The organism is Streptomyces sp. NPDC015127, from assembly GCF_043080095.1.
In the GTDB taxonomy this organism is placed as follows: Bacteria; Actinomycetota; Actinomycetes; order Streptomycetales; family Streptomycetaceae; genus Streptomyces.
In genome coordinates, this window is sequence record NZ_JBIBVE010000010.1 from 333,147 (window position 1) to 352,819 (window position 19,673).

At 73.3% G+C, this 19,673-nt stretch carries 13 protein-coding genes; 10 read left to right on the forward strand and 3 right to left on the reverse strand.

The window, feature by feature from the left end; translation table 11 throughout:
* Positions 1–49 precede the first annotated feature (49 nt).
* Positions 50–7,309: an amino acid adenylation domain-containing protein gene (locus ACF08N_RS21575; RefSeq protein WP_392326249.1), complete on the forward strand. Its 7,260-nt coding sequence runs from the start codon at positions 50–52 to the stop codon at positions 7,307–7,309.
* Positions 7,310–7,398: 89 nt separating this feature from the next.
* Here ACF08N_RS21575 and fabD read toward each other — a convergent pair whose 3' ends face one another.
* Entirely contained in the window at positions 7,399–8,352 is a 954-nt protein-coding gene (fabD, locus tag ACF08N_RS21580) for an ACP S-malonyltransferase (protein WP_392326250.1), read from the reverse strand.
* A gap of 84 nt (positions 8,353–8,436) precedes the next feature.
* Between fabD and ACF08N_RS21585 the strand changes: the two genes are divergently transcribed.
* The 8 genes from ACF08N_RS21585 (at position 8,437) to ACF08N_RS21620 (ending at position 16,859) form a co-directional block, all read left to right on the forward strand.
* Positions 8,437–9,240 carry a thioesterase II family protein gene (locus ACF08N_RS21585; RefSeq protein WP_392326251.1) on the forward strand — a complete coding sequence of 268 codons (804 nt, stop codon included), beginning with the start codon at positions 8,437–8,439 and terminating at the stop codon, positions 9,238–9,240.
* Positions 9,231–10,610 (forward strand): MATE family efflux transporter, encoded by a 1,380-nt coding sequence (locus ACF08N_RS21590; protein ID WP_392326252.1) that lies wholly within the window; start codon positions 9,231–9,233, stop codon positions 10,608–10,610. Before ACF08N_RS21585 ends, ACF08N_RS21590 begins: the two co-directional genes overlap by 10 nt.
* Before the next feature lie 23 nt (positions 10,611–10,633).
* Complete coding sequence (locus tag ACF08N_RS21595) at positions 10,634–10,900, forward strand: acyl carrier protein (protein WP_392326253.1); 267 nt, start codon at positions 10,634–10,636, stop codon at positions 10,898–10,900.
* Positions 10,897–11,223: a phosphopantetheine-binding protein gene (locus ACF08N_RS21600; RefSeq protein WP_392326254.1), complete on the forward strand. Its 327-nt coding sequence runs from the start codon at positions 10,897–10,899 to the stop codon at positions 11,221–11,223. The genes ACF08N_RS21595 and ACF08N_RS21600 overlap by 4 nt, the downstream gene beginning before the upstream one ends.
* A complete protein-coding gene (locus ACF08N_RS21605) occupies positions 11,216–12,874 on the forward strand; it encodes an amino acid adenylation domain-containing protein (RefSeq protein WP_392326255.1) in 1,659 nt (552 codons plus the stop codon). The genes ACF08N_RS21600 and ACF08N_RS21605 overlap by 8 nt, the downstream gene beginning before the upstream one ends.
* Positions 12,871–15,789: an amino acid adenylation domain-containing protein gene (locus tag ACF08N_RS21610; RefSeq protein WP_392326256.1), complete on the forward strand. Its 2,919-nt coding sequence runs from the start codon at positions 12,871–12,873 to the stop codon at positions 15,787–15,789. Before ACF08N_RS21605 ends, ACF08N_RS21610 begins: the two co-directional genes overlap by 4 nt.
* A 63-nt stretch (positions 15,790–15,852) precedes the next feature.
* Complete coding sequence (locus tag ACF08N_RS21615) at positions 15,853–16,698, forward strand: phytanoyl-CoA dioxygenase family protein (protein WP_392326257.1); 846 nt, start codon at positions 15,853–15,855, stop codon at positions 16,696–16,698.
* Positions 16,695–16,859 (forward strand): hypothetical protein, encoded by a 165-nt coding sequence (locus tag ACF08N_RS21620; protein WP_392326258.1) that lies wholly within the window; start codon positions 16,695–16,697, stop codon positions 16,857–16,859. Before ACF08N_RS21615 ends, ACF08N_RS21620 begins: the two co-directional genes overlap by 4 nt.
* 67 nt (positions 16,860–16,926) lie before the next feature.
* Here the strand turns inward: ACF08N_RS21620 and ACF08N_RS21625 are convergent, their stop codons facing one another.
* Positions 16,927–17,835: a LysR substrate-binding domain-containing protein gene (locus tag ACF08N_RS21625; protein WP_392326259.1), complete on the reverse strand. Its 909-nt coding sequence runs from the start codon at positions 17,833–17,835 to the stop codon at positions 16,927–16,929.
* A gap of 71 nt (positions 17,836–17,906) precedes the next feature.
* Between ACF08N_RS21625 and ACF08N_RS21630 the strand changes: the two genes are divergently transcribed.
* Positions 17,907–18,806, forward strand: coding sequence for a 4-hydroxy-tetrahydrodipicolinate synthase family protein (locus ACF08N_RS21630; RefSeq protein WP_392326260.1), 900 nt, complete (start codon positions 17,907–17,909; stop codon positions 18,804–18,806).
* Between the two features lie 24 nt (positions 18,807–18,830).
* Here ACF08N_RS21630 and ACF08N_RS21635 read toward each other — a convergent pair.
* Positions 18,831–19,673, reverse strand: an 843-nt coding sequence (locus ACF08N_RS21635) for an aminotransferase class III-fold pyridoxal phosphate-dependent enzyme (RefSeq protein WP_392326261.1), incomplete at its 5' end; no start/stop codon positions are given.

Below are 19,673 nucleotides of genomic sequence, written 5' to 3' on the forward strand. Positions count from 1 at the left end.
CCCACCACCCCCCATCTGTTCACCGGACACACCGGACGGAGTTCGCAGGATGAGCGACGCCGCAGAGCGGTACGACGACGACATGCCCACCATCGCCGTGACCGGACTGGCGTGCCGCTTCCCGGGCGCCGACTCGGCCGAGGAGTTCTGGGAGCTGCTCCGCGAGGGCGTCGATCCGCGCGAGGACGTACCGCACGAGGACCTGCGCCGTGCGGGCCGCCTGGAACGGGCCCTGTCCGACCCCTCCTACGTCGCCGTGCGGAAGCGCTTCGCGGATCCGTCGCTCTTCGACGCCGCGTACTTCGGGTTGACACCGGCCGAGGCGCTGGTCACCGACCCCCAGCAGCGGTTCCTCCTGGAGACGGCCGTGCACGCGCTGGAGGACGCCGGAATCGACCCCGCCTCGCCGCCCGGCCGGACAGGCGTCTACCTCGGCGTCAACATCTCCGACTACCTGCTCCAGAATGTGCTGCCTCACCCGGAGGCGATCGAGCCGCTCGGCTTCCACCGCGTCCTGATGGGCAACGACCGCGGATACACGGCGACCCAGCTGTCCTACCGGCTCGGCCTCACCGGGCCGAGCCTCGCCGTGGACTGCGCCTGCTCCTCCAGCCTGGCCGCCGTGCACCACGCGTGCCGCGCCCTGATGGAGTACGAGGCGGACGCCGTGCTCGCGGGCGGCGCCGCCATCAATCCGACGGACGTCGGCTACGCGCACGTCGAGGGCGGAATCTCCTCACCCGACGGGCACTGCCGTCCCTTCTCCGCGGACGCGAAGGGCACTGTGTTCTCCAGCGGAGTGGGGCTCGTGGTGCTCCGCAGGCTCGACGAGGCCCTGGCCGACGGCGACCGCGTCCTCGCCGTCATCCGGGCCGGCGGGCTCAACAACGACGGCGGACGCAAGAGCGGCTACACGGCGCCCAGTGCGCGGGGCCAGGCCGAACTCATCTCGGAGGTCCATCAGTTGGCGGGTATCACCGCCGACCGCGTCTCCTATGTGGAGGCCCACGCGACCGGCACCCCGCTCGGCGACCCGATCGAGGTGAGCGCCCTGACCCAGGCGTTCCGGGAGACGACGGACGCCGTCGGCCACTGCGCCATCGGCTCGGTGAAGTCCAACATCGGCCACCTGGACTCCGCCTCCGGCATCGCCGGCCTGATCAAGGTCGTCCTCGCGCTCCGGCACCGCGAGATCCCGCCGTCGCTCGGATGCGAACGCACCAACCCGCACATCGACTTCGCCTCCTCACCCTTCCGGGTCGCCACCGGGCTGAGCGCCTGGACCGGCCCGCGGCCGCTCCTCGCCGGGGTCAGCTCGCTCGGCGTCGGGGGCACCAATGTGCACCTGCTCGTCGAGGAGCCCCCGGCCGAGGCTGCTCCGAACGCCGGCGTCGCCGAGGCTTCTCCCGTGTCCGGCACTGCCGATGCCGCTCCGGTCGCCGGCACAGCCGGGGCGAGCCGCTCCACCGCGTACCTGCTTCCCTTCTCCGCCCGGTCCGCCGCGTCCCTCGACGTCCTGGAGGAACGGCTGCGGGCCCGGGTCGCCGGGAGCGCCGCGGACGACGCCCGGGACGTCGCCTTCACGCTGGCGACGCGCCGCACGCCGCACCCCCTGAGGCGCGGGCTGCTCTGGCGGGCCGACGGCGAGCCGATGACGCTGAACGCGCAGGCCCCCGAGCCGGAACTCGCCGAGCGCGCGCCCGCCTTCGTCCTCACCCACGACGCTCTGCCCACCGACGCGGTCCGCTCACTGCTGGAGCACCAGCCGGCGTTCCGGGAAGCGGTGGAACGGCTCACCGGGCGCATTCGGGCCGTGCGCCCCGCGCCGTCCGCCCACGAGACGCTCGCCCGGCTGGAGACCGTGGCACCGGCCGCGGCCGCCTCCGTCACGATGCTGGCCTGCGCGGCGGTGTGGGAGGGCCACGGGGTGCGCCCCGGCGCCGTCGTGGCCACGGCCGGAAGCCGGCTCGCCGCCGCCGTGCTCGCCGGGGTCGTGGCGGACGCCGACGTCCCGGCCGTCGTGTCCGCGGTGGCGGACGGGACGGACCTGGGCCGGGCGCTCGCGGGCGTGGCGCTGCGTCCCGCCGTGATCCCCTGGTACGACGCCGACGGGGCCGAACTCTGCCCGCCCGGCACACTGCCCGATCCCGCGGTGGCCTTCGGCGGGGGACCGGCCGTGCCGGGACGGCGCACGCTCCCCCCGCGGCTGTCGGCGCTCGTGCGCCTCGCCCCGGTGCCCGGGCTGCCCGACGCGCTTCCCGACGTCTTCCCCGAGGCCGTGCCCCTGGCCGTCCCGAAGGACGCCCGGCCGGGCCAGGAGGCCCTGCTCGCCTCGCTGGGACAGGCATGGGTGACAGGTCTGTCGGCGGACGCGGCGGGCCTCGCGCCCGCGGACGACCGGGCGGCGTTCACCGACGTCCCGCGCTACCCCTTCGACCACCGGCGGTACTGGCTGGAGCCGGCCGCCGCCCAGGACACGCGGGACGCGCAGGTACGGCCCACCGGACCCGAACGGACCACGGGTGCCGGCCCGGAGAACGCCGACAGGGCTGCCCCCGACGCATCGCACGGCGACTTCGCGCGGACCGCCCTGCGCATCTTCACCGACGCGCTCGGCACCGACGACGTGCGCCCGGACCAGGACCTGTTCTCGCTGGGCGGTGACTCGCTTCTGGCCACCCGCATCGTGGCGCTGGCCCGGGCACGGTGGCAGCGCAGCATTCCGCTCGGCTCCTTCTTGCAGAGCCCGACGCCGGCCCGGCTGGCGGAGCTCGCCGCGCAGGCCCGGCCGGGCGATGCGGACGGCGCCGGACGCCCGGCCGGCGCACACCTGACGCCGCACTCCGCCGCACCGGTAGCGGACGACGCCGACGGGCCGGTCCCCGTCACCGCGATCCAGGAGGGCTTCCTCTTCCTCAGCGAGATCGAGGGTGCCGCCGAGGCGTACAACGTGCCTGTCCTCGCGGACCTGCGGGGCCCGCTCGACACCGGGGCACTGGAGGGCGCCCTCGCCGACCTCGTGGCCCGGCACGAAACGCTGCGCACGGTGTTCCGTACAGGGTCCGGCCGCCCGGTCCAGACGGTGACGGCGCACGCCCCGGCCGACCTGCCGGTCGTGGACGTCGCCGATGAGAGCGCCCTGACGGCCGCGATCGCCTCCCTGCTGGCCACCACCGTCCCCACCGACCGGGCCCCGCTCTTCACCGCCCGGCTGTTCCGCACCGGCCCGCAGCGGCACGTCCTCGCACTCGCGCTGCACCACCTCGTCGCGGATGCCACGTCCAGCGGTCTCCTGCTCCGCGACCTCTACGCCTTCTACAACCATCGCCACCGCGGCGACGCGCCCGCGCTGCCCGCCGTCGAGGGACTGGCGGCACGGCACGCCCGGCACGAGGCGCGCTGGCTGTCGTCCGCCGAGGCCGACCGGCAGCGTGCGTACTGGCACCGGGAGCTGGCGGACCTGCCGGCGCCCCTCGAACTGCCGGGTGACCGGCCGCGGGGAGCACGGCGCGGCTACCGGGGCGACAAGCTGACGTTCACGCTGCCGTCCGGCACCGCGGACCGGGTCCGCGCGCTCGCCGCGGCCGAGTCGACGACTCCCTTCGTCGTCGTCCTCACCGCGTTCTCCGTGCTGCTGTCCACCCTGTCCGACCAGGACGACATCGTGGTGGGCTGCCCCGTCTCCGGTCGTCACCGGCCCGAACTCCGCGATCTCATCGGCAACTTCGTCAACACCCTGCCGATCCGCTCCCGGATCGCGCCGGACCACACCTTCCGGTCCCTGCTGCGCGACACGGCGCGCCGGGTGACCGGCGCCATGGACCACCAGGACCTGCCGTTCGAGGTCGTCGCCCGGGAGCTCGCGCGCGGCGGAGACGGGGAGAACAACGGATCCGCCGTCTTCCGCGTGCTGTTCAACATGCTCGATCCGGGCGGCCTGGCCCCGGTACCGCCCGCCGGACTGGAACAGCGCCCCTTGCCGTTCGAACGCTTCACGAGCCCGTACGAGCTCCAGCTGGACTGGTGGACCGACGCCGAGGGCCGCATCGGCGGCCGGTTCGTCCATGACACCGAGCGCTTCGCACGGGAGACGGTCGCCGACTGGCAGGAGTCGTTCGCGTTCCTGCTCGACGCCCTGACCCGGACGCCCGACACCACGGTGGACACCGTCCCCGCCGAACCCGACGCCACCGCCCGCCGCACGGCCGAGGTCCTGACCGGCCCGTCCGTCGACGTACCGGACCTCCCGGTGCACGCGGTGTTCCTGGAGCAGGCCGCGCGCCACCCGGACCGGGAGGCGGTGGCAGACGACCGGGAGTCCCTGACGTACCGGCAGCTCGCCCGGCTCTCCGCGGGCACGGCCGATCTCCTGGCCTCCCGCGGTGTGCGGCCCGGCGACCCGGTGGGCATCGCCATGCCGCGCGGTGTGCCCCTGGTCGTCGCCCTGCTCGGTGTGCTGCGGGCGGGCGCCACTCCGGTCGTCCTCGACCTGACCTACCCCCGGCAGCGGCTCGTCTCGATCGCCGCCCACTGCCGGGCGGCGGTGACGCTCTGCGTCAGTGCCGAGGACGCGGACTTCCTGCCGGCGGACCGGGTCGTCGTCGTGCCCGGCCCTGCCGAGGCACCCGCACGGGACGGTGCGGCCGCGGGCGACCGTGTCGACCCGGCCGTGGGCGCGTACCTGACGTACACCAGTGGGACGACCGGCAGGCCCAAGGGCATCCACTTCCCGCACCGGGCGCTGGCCAACCTGATCCACTGGGAGACGGACGGACACGCGACGGCCCGCCGCTGGCTCCAGCTCGCGTCGTTCGGCTTCGACGCGGCCTTCCACGAGACGTTCGCGGCGCTGTGCTCCGGCGGTTCCCTCCGCATCGCCGACGAGGAGACCAAGCACGACCACGACGCTCTCGCCGCGTTCGTCCGGCGCCACGGGGTGGAGAAGGCGATCCTGCCGGTGTCACTGATGCACGCCCTCGCCGCGCGCTTCGAGAAGGACCCCTCCGCCTTCTCCTCCCTGCGGGAGATCGCGACCACGGGCGAACAGCTCCGGCTCAGCGAACCGATGCGGACGTTCTTCGAGCGGCTCGACGGCTGCCGGCTGATCAACAACTACGGTCCGGCCGAGACCCATGTCGTCACCTCCTACACCTTCACCGGGCCCCCGCGTGACTGGCCGAGGTACGCGCCCATCGGCAGGCCCCTCCAGAACGTGACGCTCCGTGTGGCCGGCTCGCGCGGCCGACGGGCCATGCCCCGCGGCGCCGTCGGCGAGCTGGTCATCGGTGGCTGCTGCGTCGCCACCGGCTACCTGGACGAACCCGCCCTCACCGGCGAGCGGTTCGTCACGTCCGAGGACGGGCTCCGCGAGTACCTCAGCGGCGACCGGACACGGCTGCTGCCGTCGGGCGACCTCGCGTTCCTCGGCCGCCGTGACCAGCAGGTCAAGATCCGCGGACACCGTGTCGAACTCGGCGAGATCGAGGTCGCCGTCCGCAGGAGCCCCGACATCGCCGACGTGGCGCTGGTGGTGCGCGGCGCGGAGGGGGAGCGGCGCATCGACGCGTACCTGGTGCCCTCGCCGGGAGCCGGACCGCTGGTCCGGCCGACCCGCGAACGGCTGTCCGAGGAGCTGCCCGCGGCGCTCGTACCGGCCACGTTCACCGTCGTCGAGCGGCTGCCCGTGAACGCCAACGGCAAGGTCGACCACGCGCGGCTGCCCGCCCCGGACACCCGCGACCGCGAGGCCGGCGCGCCCGAGGAGCCGCGGGAGTACGGCGACGAGATCCTGAGCGGAGTCCTCGACGCCTTCCGGCGCGTCCTCGACCAGCCCGGACTCGGGCCGGCTGACGACTTCTTCCACGCCGGCGGACACTCGCTGCTGGCCACGCGCCTCATCCACACCGTGCGGGAGGAGTTCGGCGTCCGGCTGTCCGTCGCCGACTTCTACGAGTGCGGCACGGCCCACCGCGTCGCCGGCCTCGTCGCGGACCGGCAGGCGCTCGGCACCGCCTACCCCGACGAGGAACTCCCCGCGGCCGATCCCGCTCCGGCCCTGCCGCCGGGACTCGCCGGGTACGCGGACCGCCCCGGCGCGGACCGTCAGAAGACCGCCGTCTACGACACCGGGCAGCGGCTGGACCCGACGCGGCTGCGTGCCGCCGTCACGGAACTTCTGGAACGTCAGCCGGCGTTGCGGACACGCGTCGTCGGCACGGACGGCACCCGGCAGGCGGGGGCGGAGGAGGCCGCGGACGCCGCGGTGACCGCGTACCGGCTGCCCGCCGGCGTCGCCCCGGACGACGCGGTGGCCTGGCTGTACGAGCGGGGCCAGGAAAGCCTGATCGACCCGCGCACGCAGCACCTGGTGCGGGTGGCCGCCCTCGACCTGCCGGACGGGCACACCCTCCTCGCCGTCAGCGTCCACCTGCTGGCCCTCGACGGACGCGGACTCGACAACCTGTGCCGGACTCTCGGCGAGGCGTACGCCCGCCCGGCGGCGCACACCGCACCGGATGACGGCTTCCTGCGCTATCTGGCGTGGCGGGGCGCACTTGCGGCCGACGAGCGCTCCACCGAGGCGTCCGCGCTCTGGCACGACCTGCTCGCCGCTGTGCCGCACGCCGGAAGCGCGGCGGCCCCCGTCCCCGCGGCGGAACAGGCCCGGCGGTACTGGACACCCGACGCGGGTCTCCAGGCGGCGCTCCGGGCGCGCTGCGCCCAGCAGCGCACGACCCCGTTCACGCTGCACATGGCCGCGTTCGGCCTGGCGCTGTCGTGGCTGCGGGGCGAGGAGACGGCCTGTCCGGCGGTACCGCTCGACGGACGCTTCCAGCAGCGGTTCGACACGACGGTCGGCGCCTTCGCCAACATCGTGCCGGTGCCGCTGCGGATGCCCTTGGACCAGCCCCTCGAACGTCTCCTGGACGGTGCCCGGCAGGTCGTCGACCAGGTCCTCTCCGTCAGCGCCGTGCCGTACGGGGACCTTGCCGCGGCGCACCCCCGCCTCGCGGACTTCCTCCAGTCACCTGTGGTGTTCAACTACGTCCGCGACGACGACGATCCGCTGCGGTTCGGGACGGGGGCGCTGCGCGACGTCGGCCTGGACCCGCTCGCCCCCGGACGCCGGCTGCACCTGACGGTCGTCGACACCAAGGAGTCGTTCCGCGCGCTGCTCCGCCACGCGGACGACGGCGCGGGCAGGGGCGAGGCCCGCCTGCTGGACCTGTACCGGCAGGCCCTGTACGCGATGGTCTTCGAGCCCGCGGCGACCGCGGCGTCGCTCCAGCCGTACGGACCGCACGCGTGACCGGCCGCCCGTGCCCCGTCGCCGGGGCCGTGTGCCCCGCGCGGCCGGCGCGGTGGGCGCCGCTGTCCGCGGCGCCCACCGGGCGTCCGTCACACGAGGGCTGCGTTCAGCTTCTCCACCGCCTGGCCGATCTGCCGTTCGGTGCCCGCCGTCATGGCGGCCACCGCCGGGTGCTCGGCGCGGGCGAGGTTGGTGAGCACCCGTCCGGGACCGGCCTCGACGAACGCCGACACCTCCTCCGCGGCGAGCAGGGCGAGCGTCTCCTGCCAGCGCACGGGGGAGGAGAGCTGACGGCGCAGCAGTTCCCGGGCCTCCTCCCCGGAGTGCACATATCCGGCGGTCGCGTTGGCCACGACCGGGAGGCCGGGCGCCGTGAACGTCACGGCGTCCAGGTGCTCACCGAACTCCGCCGCGATGTCCGCCATGAGGGAGCAGTGGAAGGGGGCGCCGACCTTGAGCGCGGCCACATGGCTCGCACCCTCCTCGCCGGCCCTGCGGGAGACCTCGTCGACCCCGTCGGCGACGCCGGAGACGACGGTCTGCCGCGCCGAGTTGTAGTTGGCGACCTCGACGACCAGCTGCCGCGTGCGGGACACCTCGTCGCACAACTCCCGGACCCGGTCCGCGGGAAGCCCGATGACCGCAGCCATCCGGCCGGGGGTGCGGCGGTTCACCTCGGACATCAGCAGCCCGCGGGCGCGCACCAGTCGGAGGGCGTCCACCCAGTGGAGCACCCCGGCGCACACCAGCGCGGTGTACTCGCCGAGGCTGTGCCCGGCCACCACGGCCGGCCGGACGCCCCTGTCGCGGAGTACGGTCGCGGCGGCCAGGCTCGCCAGGTACACGGCCGGCTGGGTGACCGACGTGTCCCTCAGCTCCTCGGGATCACCCTCGAAGCACAGCCTGCTCAACTCGATCCCGAGGGCCTCGTCCGCCTTCTCGAAATAGGGGCGCAAGAGGCCGGGGTATCGGTCCATCAGATCCGAAGCCATTCCGGGTACCTGAGACCCCTGGCCCGGAAAAAGAAACGCAATTCTGCTCACGGCAGCCTCCCGGTCAAGGAAAGTTCAATGCACGCAGGGCAAAGACACGGTCAGTCACCCTACTCACGGCCCGCGTCGGAGGCAATGTTCTCCGTGCCGAGGCTGAGGGATATCAGAAATGGTTCCGAACGGCGCGTCAGGGCGGCGGACGGCGAGGAATTCACTCTCTTCCTCGTGCACCATGCCGGGGGGTCCGCGGTCAGTTTTCTCCCGCTGCGCTCAGTCTTTCCGGACCACTGGCGGGTGCTCGCGACGGAACTCCCGGGCCGGGGCGCATCGATCGGCGAGCCGGCGTGCTCCGGCATGGCGGAGGCCGTCTCCTGGCTGCTTCCCGCCGTGCGCGCCGAGATCACCGGTCCGTACGCGGTGGTCGGGCACAGCATGGGTGCGCTGGTCGCCCGTGAACTCGTGCGGGAACTGGAGGCGGCCGGCACACCGCCGGTGCTGCTCGGCGTCTCCGCCAGCCCGGCACCTCACCTGTCGGGCCAGGACGGCAGATACCGCAACCTCCGTACCCGCGAACAGCTCGTCCGTTTTCTGAAGGACCTGGGAGGAACCCCGGACGAGGTTTTCGAGCAGCCCGACCTCATGGACTACCTGATCGAAATACTCCGCTCCGATCTGGCGGTCCTGGAGTCCTACGAAAGAAGTGCAGGGCCGGTCTCCGTACCCATAGCCGTCTATTACGGAGAAAGGGACGCCGCGGCGCACCGGGAAATCGTCGAGCCGTGGTCGGAATACTCCACGGCGTACACGACCGTCACTTCCTGGCCGGGCGGGCATTTCTATCTCTTCGACCATGCCGAGACGTTCGGTGCCCGGCTGGCCCACGATGTCCGGGAAGCCGCCGCGGCCCGGGTCCCGCACCGGGAGTCCGTATGGGAATGACGCGGAACCCCCGACAGGCGGACGCCGCGGCCGCGGAGCGGGACACCCGCGATCCTGTCCGGCGCATCGTCACGGCGGCGCTCCCGCTGTACCTGACGATGATCGCGTCATCGGCCGGGACCCTGGTGGACACCGCCGTGCTGGGCAGACACGCCACGGTCTCCCTGGCCGCCTTCGCCCTCACCATGGCCGTCTACGTGCCGGCCACCGCCACCGTCGCCGGCGCCATGCGGGGCGTGATGCCCTTCGTGGCGGCCAAGGACGACGATCCCGACGCCCTGCTTCCCGTGGTCCGCGACGGCATGTGGCTCGGCGTCGTCACCGGATGCGCGGGTGCCGCGGCGGTCGCCGCGGTGCCGGTCATCGGCAGGCTCTCCGGCGTGCCGGAGAGCACCCTGTCGGAGCTGGACGGGTTTCCCGTGCTGCTCGCCGCCAGCGTGCTCGTCGCCGCCGTGGGCAACAGCGCGACGTCCACCCTCGTGGGGCTCGGCCGGTCGAGGCTGGTCATGCGCGCCGGAACGGCAGGCACCGCCGCCGCCGTCGTGCTCTCCCTCGTCCTGGTCAACGGCGTGGGCTCCTTCGCCGGTCTCGGGCTGCCGGGCGCCGGTGCCGCGATGCTGGCGGCGAGCGTGATCAGCGCCGTGGTCGCGCACGTCGGACTGCGCCGTTCCACCGTCCTGGCGGGGAGGCGGCTGGGCATCGGGCGGCCGCAGGCGCGGGCCGTGCTGCGGCTCGCACGGGTCGGCGTGCCGCTCGCCGCGACCGTGCTCGTCAAGTTCGCCGTCCTCGGTGTACTGTCCCTGGCTGTCGCGCGGGTGGGGACCGGCAGCGCCGCCGCGCACAGCGTCGCCGTCTCGCTGGTCAACCTGATGTTCACCGCGGCCGTGGCCATCGGCCAGGCGACCATTCCGCTGATGGCCCCGCACATCAAGGCCCATGACGTCCCGGGTCTGCGCCGGGGCGTGCGGGCCGGGGCGAAGGTGGCCCTGGGAGCCGTGTTCCTGCTGGGCGGCGTCCTGGTGCTGCTGCGTGACCCGGTGGTGTCCCTCTTCACCCGTGACCGGGCGCTGCACGACCAGGTGACCGGTCTGCTGCTGCTGATCCTGCTGGTGGTCGTCACCGACGCCCTGCAGGCGGTCTTCGGATTCGGGCTGATCGCCCTCAAGGACACCGTCCCCAGCCTCGTCGTCTTCACCGCCTGCTACGGAGCGCTGGCCCTCGCGGCCGTCCCGGTCGCCGTCGCCGGCGGCCTGTCCGCCCTGTGGGCCTCGCTGGCCCTCGCCAACACCCTGCTCGTCGTCGGACAGGCGGCCGTCTTCCACCGGCGCAGCGGTCGGCTTGCGGCCACCGCCCCGGCAGGACAGGCATGAGAACCCAAGGAGAGAACGCACACATGACGCAGACCCAGAGCATCCCGCCGCGCACCGCCGACGAGCTCCGGCCGCTGATCCGCGCCGTCTGGGAACGGACGCTGGGACACGCCGAGTTCACCGACGACGACCCCTTCATGTCCGTCCACGGCGGGCACTCCCTGACCGCCGTGCAGGTCATGGTCGAGCTCAGCCAGGAGCTCGGCACCCGGCTCCCGGTCCGCCTGATCATGCGCCACCGCACCGTCACGGCACTCGCCGCCGCCGTCTCCGAGCAGGGTGCCGCATGACCACCGCACCCGAAGCCCTGACCGGCGGGGCGACGCCACGGCAGTCGCGGGACGACCTGTGCGACGTCCCCTACCGTGCGCCCAGCGGCGAACTCGCCACCAGGGTCGCCGCGTTGATGGCCGACGTCCTCGGAGTGGACCGGGTCGGACTCGACGACAGCTTCTACGACTTCGGCGGGACGTCCCTCCAGGCCATGCGGCTGTGCGTCCGCCTCCAGAAGGAGACGGGCCACGCCCCCACCCCGGTCGACATCCTCGAACACGACGTCCTGGCCGATCTCGTCGAACTGCTCACCGCACACGGGGACGGCGGCCGTGACTGAGCCGTCCCGACACCTCTCTCCCGCGACCGGCTCCCCGACCGGCTCCCCTCTGGTGCACGAGGCGGTGTCCCGGCACGCGACCGCCACCCCGGCCGCGACCGCGCTGGTGCACCGGGGCCGGCGAATCGACTTCCGCACCCTGGACGCCGCCGCCGAGTCGTACGCCGCCGCCCTCGACGCCCATGGCGTGCGCCGCGGGCACATCGTGCCGCTGCTCCTGCCCCGCTCGCCCGAACTCGTCGCGGTCCAGCTGGCGGTGCTCAAGCGCGGTGCCGCCTACGCGAGCCTCGACCCCCGGTGGCCGGCATCCCGGCTGCGTGACGTCCTCGGCATGCTCGGCGGCCCTCCGGTCCTCGTCACGGAGGGCGCCGCATCCTCCGACGGCACGACCCCCGTCCTGAGGACGCCGCCCGGCGACCTCCTGCGGGCGGCCGCCCTCCGCGAGCGGGCCGCACCACCCGAACGGCCGGTCCCCTCGGACCCGGCCGCCGTGATCTTCACATCCGGCACCACGGGCAGACCGAAGGGCGTCGTCCTGCCGCACCGGGCCGTCACGCGCATGTTCCGCGCGGTCCCGCCCGCCGGCTTCGGCAGGGGACACGTCATGCCCCAGGCCGCGCCGCCGTGGTGGGATATGTACGCCTACGAGCTCTTCGGACAGCTCATGACGGGCGGCACCTCCGTACTCACCGACGGCGACCACCTGCTCCCGCAGACCGTGCGCGGGCTGATCGAGGACGAGGGCCTGACGACCCTGCGCCTCACGACCACCCTGTTCCACCTCTTCATCGACGAGGATCCCGGCAGTTTCACCGGCCTCGGGCACGTGTACGTCGGCGGTGAGCGGATGTCGCCGCGCCACGCCCGCGCGTTCCTCACCCGGCACCCCGGGGTGACGCTCGTCAACGGCTACGGGCCCGCGGAGAGTTGCATGCACGCGGCGTCGCACCGGGTGCTGACCGAGGACTGCGACCGCGAGGACGGCATCCCGCTGGGCACCGCGGTGCCGTTCACCTCGGTGGCGGTCCTCGATCCGGAGGGCCGCCCATGCGCCCCGGGCGACCCTGGCGAGATCCACATCTCCGGAGAAGGGCTCGCTCTGGGCTACCTCGGCGAGCCCGAACTCACCGCCCGCGCCTTCGTCACCGTCGAGATCGACGGCGAGCCGGTACGGGCCTACCGCACCGGCGACTTCGGGTACCGGGACGAGACCGGCACCCTGCACTTCCGGGGCCGGACGGACCGCCAGCTGAAGATCCGCGGACACCGGGTGGAGGCCGCCGAGATCGAGACGGCCGCCGCGTCGGTGGCCGGAGTCGGCAGGAGCGTCGTCGTGCCGATGAGCGCCTCCGACGGCTCCGTGACCGGAACCGCGCTGTTCTACACCCTGGCCGGCGCCGATGCCCGTGGCGGGGACGCGGAAAGCAGCGAGACGGATCCGCTGGCGCTCCACGACCAGCTGACCGCCCTGCTCCCCGAGTTCCTCGTCCCGGCCGTCACCTGCGCCGTCGAGGACTTCCCCCTCACGCCCAACGGAAAGCTGGACCGTGCGGCCCTGGGCGGGCTGGCGATCCGGCAGAGGCGCCGCCGGCGCCCCCGCGCCGCCGCATCCGCGGACCGGCGACCCGCACCCGAACGGAGTGAACCGTGACCCGTCAGCCCGGCGAGAGCGCCGCGGCCGCCTCCGCCCCGCCCACCGCGCACCGGCTGACCCGCGAGCAGGAGGCGATCTGGCTCAACGACGCCCTCACCGAGGGCCGTTCGCGCTACACGGCGCTGTGGGCGCACCGGCTCACCGGCGACGTCGACGCGAACGCCGTGGAATGGGCCCTCGACCAAGTGGTCCTCCGGCACGAAGCGCTGCGCAGCCGGTTCCTGCTGGAGGCCGGTGTCCTGACCCAGAGAGCCGGCGAGCGGCCCTGCCGTCCCCTGGTGCGTGAGGAGTGCGCACCGGCCGGCGTGGCGGACCGGCTGCGGGCCCTCGCGGCCGAGCCCCTCGACCCGGCCGACGGGCCACTGCGCCCCACGCTGCTGCGCGTCGACGCCGACGACTGGGTGCTGGCGGTCCTCATCCACCACCTGGTCATGGACGACTGGTCCCTCGCCCTGCTGGACCGCGAGTTCAGCCACTTCTACCGGGTACGGCGCGCTCCGGACACCGTGGCGCCCGCGCCCCTGCCGCCGGCCCCGCAGTTGGGCCGGTACGCGGACGCCCAGCGCGCGAAGCCTGTGGCCGACGCCGACCTCCGCCACTGGACCACCCGCCTGGAGGGCGCTCCGGAGACGTCGACGATCCCGCCCGACCGCCCCCGCCCCGCCGAGCTCGGCCATGGCGGAGCGCGCGTCCCGTTCCGTGTCCCCGCCGATGTGGCCGACGGCGTGCGTCGGTTCGCCCGTGCGGCCCGTACGACACCGTTCACCGTCTTCGCGGCCGCTGCCGCCGCCCTGCTGCACCGGCACGGATCCGGCGGGGACATCGTGCTGGGCACGCCCGTCTCCCGGCGCGGCGGCGCCGAGCTGGCGGGCGTCATGGGGTGTCTGAGCGACCTGATGCCGCTGCGGCTCGCCGTGGAACCGGCGGCCTGTTTCCGCGACCTGGTGGGGGCGGCCCGGTCCGAGGCGCTGAGCATGATGCGACACCGCGACGTGCCCTTCGGCCGGATCGTGCGGGACACCGTCACCGCCGAGGACCTCGGCAGGTTCCCGCTGTTCCAGACCGTCGTGGCGGTCGACGACACGGATGACCGGGGCCTGGACCTGCCGGGCGTCACCGCGGAGCGCCTGTACGTCCATCCCGGCACCACCAAGTTCGACCTGTGCTTCGACATCGCCGCCGACCGCGGAACGTTCCGCGGCTTCCTCGACTACGCCACGGATCTGTACGAACCGGCCACCGCCCGCCGCATCGCCGACCGGTACACCCGGCTGCTGGCGTCGGCGGTCGACGAGCCGGACCGGCCCCTCCGGGAGCTCGCGGTGCTCCCGCCGCAGGAGGTGGAGCTGGTGACCGAGACCTGGGCCCGGGCGCCCGCCCCGGCCGGCGCCGTGCCGCTCGTGCACGAGGCGTTCGAGGCGCAGCGCCGGCGGACCCCGCACGCGCCGGCCGCCGTCTGGCACGACCGGCAGCTGACGTACGAGGAACTGGGCGCCGCCTCCGACCGGCTCGCCCGTCTGCTGGCCGCCTCCAGTGAAGGTCGCCGACCCGTCGGCATCCTGATGGACCGTTGTCTCGACACGGCCGTCGCCGTCCTCGCCGTCCTCAAGTCCGGCGCGCCCTACGTGCCGCTGGACCCCGCCTACCCGTCCGAACGGCTCGCCTACATGATCCGGGACAGCGGGCTGCACACGCTGCTGGCCCAGCCGGCGCTGAGGGACCGGTGCACGGTGCCGGAGACCGTGCGGATCCTCGAACCGGCGGACTGGGAACGGCCCGCGGCCCCGGACGAGGAGGGCGCGCCGCTCCCCGCCACCGGACCGGACGACCTGGCGTACCTGATGTACACGTCGGGATCCACGGGGCATCCGAAGGGCGTGGCCATGCCGCACGGCCCGGTCGCGGGACTGGTGGACTGGCAGTGCCGGGACTCCGCCGCGGGCGTCGGCGACCGTACGCTCCAGTTCTCCGCGCTGAGCTTCGACGCCTCGTTCCTGGAGTTCTTCAGCACCTGGTCCACGGGCGGCACCCTGGTCGTCATCGACGCGGAGGTCCGCACGGACTACGACGCCCTGCTGGACGTCATCGCCGCGCAACGGGTGATGCGCATCTTCCTGCCGTTCGTCGCGCTCCAGAGCATCGCCTACTACGCGACGGCGATGGGCCTGCCCACGCCCGCTCTCAAGGAGTGCGTCACGGCGGGTGAACAACTCCACGTCACCCCCGCCATCCGGGACTTCTTCCGCGGGCTCGACGGCGCGACCCTGTTCAACCAGTACGGGCCGACGGAGACGCACAGCGTGACGTCGCTGCGCCTGGACGGCGACCCGGCCGACTGGCCGCTCATGCCCACCATCGGATACCCCATCAACGGCGCGCAGGTCGTCGTCCTCGACGAGGACCTGCGCCCGCGGCCCGCCGGGGTGCCCGGTGAACTGTGCGTCGCGGGCCCGCCCGTCTCGCAGGGCTACTGGCAGCGCCCCGATCCGACCGCCGAGAAGTTCGTCCCCCACCCGCTGGACGGCTACGAGGGAACGCTCTACCGGACCGGAGACGTCGCACGCTTCCTCCCGGACGGGAGCATCGAGTTCCTCGGCCGCAAGGACGGCATGGTGAAGATCAGGGGCTACCGGGTCGAGCTCGGCGAGGTCGAGGCCCGGTTCCGCTCCCTCGCGGGCGTGGCCGACGCCGTCGTCCTGACCGCGTCGACCGGCGTGGGCGACACCCGCCTTGTCGCCTACTACCGCCCCACGGGCCTTCCGGGCCCGGGCCACACCACGTTGCACAAGGAACTCGCCGGCCTGCTCCCCGAGTACATGCTGCCGTCGGCGTACGTGCTGGTGGAGGACGAGTTCCCGCGCACGCCGAGCGGCAAGGTCGACCGGCGCGCCCTTTCCCTCAGGCATTCCTGACCCGCCGTCCGCAACAGACGGCTTCCTGATGACCGATGCAGAGAACAGTTGAGGAGAGACCACGTGTCCGTCGCGATGGACGTGTCCCTGACCGAACTCAGGTCCGCATACGACAAGGACGGCTGGTGCGCGCTGCCCCACCGGTTCACCGATGACACCGTCGCGCTGCTGCGGGAGCGCGTGGCGTCGATCAGCCGGGAGCGCAGGCCCGAGGTCGTGTACGAGGAGGGCACCGGTACGGTACGCGCCATCCACGGCTGCCACGCCTTCGACGAGGTGTGCGCCGCGCTCGTGCGGCATCCGCGGCTGGTGGCCCTGGCCGAGGCGCTGACGGGCAAGCCGGTCTACGTCTACCAGTTCAAGGTGAACCTCAAGCAGGCCCATGAAGGGGCTGCCTGGCCGTGGCACCAGGACTACGCGTTCTGGAGCGAGGAGGACGGCATGCCCAGTCCCGACGCCGTCAACATCGCCATAGCCCTGGACGACATCCACGAGGGCAACGGTCCGCTCGTCGTCGTCCCCGGATCGCACACCCTGGGCCTTCTCGACCTTCCCGAGGACGACGGGGAAGGAGGCGCCTCGGACTGGCGCCGGCACGTGTCGGCGAACCTGACGTACACGGTGACCACGGAACGGGCCGAGGCCCTCGCCCGCGACAACGGGAAGAGCCTGATCACGGGTTCGGCCGGCTCGGTGCACGCCTTCCACCCCAGCATCGTCCACTCGTCGTCCAACAACCTGTCGGCGGACCGCAGGGCGCTGCTGCTGATCACCTACAACGCGGTCGACAACGCCCCGCCGAATCCGGCACGGCCCGAGTTCCTCGTGAGCCGTGACACCACGCCGATCGTCGCGGGTGCGGACGCGCGCCTGGAGCTCGTACCCCACCAGGCGGACACGCCGGCGTGAGGCGGGCCGTCGTGCGGACGGCGTGGCGCAGGGCCCTGTCACGGCTGCGCGAGGCCGTCGGGGAGGACCTGTGCTGCCCGTCCTGCACCGTGGTGCTCTCCCGGGGGATCGTCCCGCGCAGTCACGAGCGGGAGCACGTCTCCCCGCGGCGGGGCGCCTGAGGCCGCTCCCCGGCCTGCGGACGGCGCACGTCGTCCGCAGGCCGGGGGAGCCGCCGTGCCGCGGCGATCAGCGCTCTTTCTCCAGTTCCGGCGGAACGGCCTTGCGCAGCGCTGTGACCGCGGCCTCTACCGCGGGATGCCCGGCGGCTCCCCTGCGGTAGGCGACGACGGTGCGCCGCTCGATGGGCAGGCGCGTCAGCGCCACGTTCGGCGGTGGGTCGGCGATGCCCAGGTGCGGCACGATCGCCACGCCCTGGCCGGCCGCCACCAGGAGCAGCACGGTGGCGAACTCGTCGACCTGGTGGCGGATGCGGGGAGTGAATCCCGCGGCCTGGCACGCCCGGATGGTCATCGCGTAGCAGAGCGTCTCGGAGGTCGCGGTGATCCAGGAGGCGTCCCTCCAGCGGGTGATCGCGGAAGGGGCGTCCGGGGCCTCCTCCCGGGTGACGGGGGAGGCCAGGTACATGGGCTCGGTGAGCAGGGGCTCGGAGCTCAGACCGGGCTCCGCGGGCGTGGGGACGAAGTCGTACTCGTGGAGGAGCGCGACATCCAGATCTCCTGCCCGCAGCGCGTGGGCGACTCCCGCCGGGTCGATCTCGGAGATCAAGGGCTCCAGACCCGGGTGGTGGTCCGCGAGAGCGGTCAGGACGGGGGGCAGCAGGGCTCTGACCGCGGTGGGGAAGGCGCCGATGCGGACCGGGCCCGTCGGGCCGGTGCGGAGGTCGACGAGTTCGGCGGCGGCCTGTTCCAGCCGCTCCAGCACGGCCTCCGCGTGGGCGACGAGACGGTGGCCCGCCGGGGTGAGGGTGACGCCGCGGCCGGTGCGCTCCAGCAGCGGCACTCCCGCTTCCCGTTCGAGGATGTTGAGCTGCTGCGAGACGGCGGACGGGGTGAAGGACAGTGCTTGGGCGACTGCCGCGATGGTGCCCCGGTAGGAGAGTTCCCTCAGCAGCCGCAGACGTCGGACATCGAGCATCAGCTCAGCTTATTCCTCGCTTCAGAAAGACGAACTGGACCTGCGTCGCCGGCCGGGGCACGCTCGATCCCATGACAGAGCAGGCGTATCCGCAGGGAATCCACGTCCCCCTCATCACCCCGTTCACCGCGGCCGGGGACGTGGCACGGGAAGCCCTCGAAGGGCTCGCGCACACGGTCCTGGACGCCGGTGCCGCCGGCATCGTGGCGCTGGGGACCACGGCCGAGGTCGCCACCCTGGACGGGGAGGAGCGGCGGACCGTGGTGGAGACCTGTCTGCGCGTCTGCTCCGAACGCGGCGCGCCGCTGACCGTCGGGGCGGGTTCGAACGACACCCGGGCCAGTGAGGCCGCCCTCGCCGAGCTCGGGCGATGGCCTGGGCTGACCGCCGCCCTGGTCACCGTCCCCAGCTTCACCCGCCCCTCCCAGGAGGGCGTGATCGCCCACTTCACCCGACTGGCGGCGGTCAGCCCGGTGCCGCTGGTCGTGTACGACATCCCGTACCGCACCGCCCTCCCGCTGAGCGCGGCCACCCTGCGGACGCTGGGCGAGGTGCCGGGCATCGTGGCCGTCAAGTACGCCAATGGGCTCATCGGGCAGGACACCGTGGAGCTCCTCGGCGACCTTCCCCCGGGATTCTGCGTGATGGCGGGCGACGACCTGTTCGCCTCTCCCATGCTCGCGATGGGCGCCTCCGGGGGCATCCTGGCCTCCGCGCACCTGGCGACCCGCCGGTTCGCCGGCCTCGTGGACGCCTGGCGCGACGGGGACGTGGAGCAGGCCCGCTCCCTGGGGCACGCGCTGGCCCGGCTGTCGGCCGCCTTGTTCCGCGAGCCCAACCCGACCGTGATCAAGGGCGTCCTCCACGAGCGGGGCCTGATTCCCACACCGGACGTGCGGCTGCCGCTGCTGCCCGCCGGCAAGGCCACGGTGGCGGACGCGCTGGAGCGGCTCAGCCGGCTCGAAGGGTGACGGCCGGCCGGCGGGGCCGGACCGTCAGGACGTCTCCCGCACCGCGAGAGCCAGGATCTCGAGACCTTCGTCGAGTTCCTCGGCGCTGATGGTGAGCGGCGGCAGCAGCTTGACCACTTCGCCCTGCGGCCCGGACGTCTCCACGAGCAGTCCCCGCTCGAAGGCGCGCCGGGCGACGGCGCCCGCGCGGTTCACGTCGGCGAACTCCAGGCCCCACGCCAGGCCGCGGCCGCGGAGCTGCGGGCCCGCGTCCTGATGCGCGGCCGCGATGTCCCGCAGGGCGCGTTCGACCTGCTCGCCGCGGGCGAGGGTCTGCTTCTCCATCTGGCCGTCGGCCCAGTAGGTGTCCAGGGTGGCGGTGGCGGTGACGAAGGCGGGGTTGTTGCCGCGGAAGGTGCCGTTGTGCTCGCCCGGCTCCCAGATGTCGAGCTCCGGGGTGAACAGGCAGAGGGACATGGGGAGTCCGTAGCCGCTGATGGACTTGGACAGGGTGACGATGTCGGGCGTGATGCCGGCTTCCTCGAAGGAGAAGAACGCGCCGGTGCGGCCGCAGCCCATCTGGATGTCGTCGACGATGAGCAGCATGTCCTGGCGCTTGCACAGGTCGGCGAGCGCGCGGAGCCATTCGGGGCGGGCGACGTTGATGCCGCCTTCGCCCTGGACGGTCTCGACGATCACGGCGGCGGGCTTGTTGAGTCCGGAGCCCTGGTCCTCCAGCAGCCGCTCGAACCACAGGAAGTCCGGGAGCCGCCCGCCGAGGTAGTTGTCGTACGGCATGGGGGTGCCGTGGACGAGGGGGATGCCGGCGCCGGCGCGCTTGAAGGCGTTGCCGGTGACGGCGAGGGAGCCGAGCGACATGCCGTGGAA

Bases quoted from the DNA above. Each gene is read 5' to 3' on its own strand.
- ACF08N_RS21575 (WP_392326249.1), top strand. From the start codon at position 50: ATGAGCGACGCCGCAGAGCGGTACGACGACGACATGCCCACCATCGCC.
- ACF08N_RS21585 (WP_392326251.1), top strand. From the start codon at position 8,437: ATGTTCTCCGTGCCGAGGCTGAGGGATATCAGAAATGGTTCCGAACGG.
- ACF08N_RS21590 (WP_392326252.1), top strand. From the start codon at position 9,231: ATGGGAATGACGCGGAACCCCCGACAGGCGGACGCCGCGGCCGCGGAG.
- ACF08N_RS21595 (WP_392326253.1), top strand. From the start codon at position 10,634: ATGACGCAGACCCAGAGCATCCCGCCGCGCACCGCCGACGAGCTCCGG.
- ACF08N_RS21600 (WP_392326254.1), top strand. From the start codon at position 10,897: ATGACCACCGCACCCGAAGCCCTGACCGGCGGGGCGACGCCACGGCAG.
- ACF08N_RS21625 (WP_392326259.1), bottom strand. From the start codon at position 17,835: ATGCTCGATGTCCGACGTCTGCGGCTGCTGAGGGAACTCTCCTACCGG.
- ACF08N_RS21630 (WP_392326260.1), top strand. From the start codon at position 17,907: ATGACAGAGCAGGCGTATCCGCAGGGAATCCACGTCCCCCTCATCACC.